At 65.6% G+C, this 799-nt stretch carries 1 pseudogene; it reads left to right on the top strand.

Annotated elements, in window-relative coordinates:
- Window positions 1–799: pseudogene (locus tag QJT78_RS51760) on the top strand (IS5 family transposase); the annotation flags it as partial.

The raw sequence follows: 799 nt of genomic DNA, 5'->3' as shown, positions 1-799 counted from the left end.
CACCGGCGAAGAGTTTTTCCAGCACGTTTTCCCGCATGAGCGCTCAGACCTGAGCCACTGGCGCAAGCGGCTCGGCGACAAGCTGGAGCGGTTGTTGGCCGAGAGCCTTCGGGTGGCGCACGCGAGCGGTGCGTTGCGCAGCCAGGACCTCAAGCGGGTCACGGTCGACACGACCGTCCAACCGAAGGCCATCAGCTTTCCGACCGACGCCAAGCTGCTGCATGCAGCGATCCGCGGGTTGAACCGCCTGGCGAGGAAGCACGGGGTCAGGCTCCGGCAATCCTATGTTCGCGTGGCCAAAAGCGCGGCAATGATGGCGGGCCGCTACGCTCATGCCAAACAATTCAACCGGCATCAGCGACAGCTGCGCCTTCTGCGCAGCCGGCTGGGCCGGATCACCCGCGACATTCGCCGCAAGACCGAGGGCCAGCCCGCACTGGAGGAGGCATTCGCCCTGCCGCTGAGCCGAGCCACCCAGATCCGCTCGCAGCAGCAGCGCCAGCGCGGCTTCAAGCTGAATTCCATGCTCCGGAGGTCGAGTGCATCGGCAAGGGCAAGGCCGCCGCGCCCTATGAGTTCGGCGTGAAGGCATCCATCGTCACCAACAACCAAAGAGCTCCCGGCGGCTTGTTCGTGCTCCACGCCTGCTCGCTGCCGGACAACCCCTGCGACGGTCACACCCTTCGCGACGTCATCGAGCGCACCGAGAGCCTCACCGGCTGCCCGATCGAACGGGCCTATGTCGACAAGGGATATCGCGGCCACGACACACAAAATCCCCGCCGCGTCTTCATCTCGG

This window comes from Bradyrhizobium sp. Mp27, assembly GCF_029953005.1.
GTDB classification, from domain to species: Bacteria; Pseudomonadota; Alphaproteobacteria; order Rhizobiales; family Xanthobacteraceae; genus Bradyrhizobium; species Bradyrhizobium barranii.
This window is presented reverse-complemented; position numbering and strand designations above follow the sequence as displayed.